We start from the raw sequence: 580 nt of genomic DNA on the forward strand, positions 1-580 counted from the left end.
GGCCAGCGGCGGTCGCCCGCCCGCGCCTGCCCGGCGACGCACGCGAGGCCGCCCGGCGCGATGCCATCGGCCGCCAGCAGCGAGGCCAGCGCCAGCGCCGGCACACCCTGCACGGTGGACGCATGCCACAGCGACAGCGCGCGCAACTGGCCGTCGTCGTCGGTCGGCGTCGACACCATGCCGAGCACCGGCGAGGCCGCCATCAGCGCAGCCGACGGCATCAGCAGCCCCGGCCAGGCCTGCGCGCCGCAACCGCCCGGGCCGGGCTGCGGCGGCAGCCACTCGCCGTCGCCGGGCGGCGACGGCGCCACGCTGACCGCCAGCACGATGCGGCCCGGGTGGCGTGCGAGCGTGGCGGCGAGCGCCGCATCGCCGTCGCGCGGGTCGGCCAGCACCAGGTCGAGCGCGACGCTGCGCGCGCCGATGTCCAGCAGGTACTCGGTGACCAGCGCGAGCAGCGCGCGATCGGGCGGCCAGCCGCCGAACTGCGGGCGCAGCGCCGCGACCGAGGCCTCGTCGATGTCGACCACCAGCACGCCGGGCGCGCCGTCGCGCGCTGCGAGCACGCGCGCCTGCAGGT

At 79.0% G+C, this 580-nt stretch carries 1 protein-coding gene; it reads right to left on the reverse strand.

Features of this window, described 5'->3' with window-relative positions:
• Nucleotides 1–566: CHASE2 domain-containing protein (locus ACXJLU_RS33530; RefSeq protein ID WP_457338038.1), on the reverse strand; the 566-nt coding region annotated here is incomplete at its 3' end.
• Between the last annotated feature and the right edge of the window lie 14 nt (nucleotides 567–580).

Source organism: Rhizobacter sp. P5_C2 (assembly GCF_054049715.1).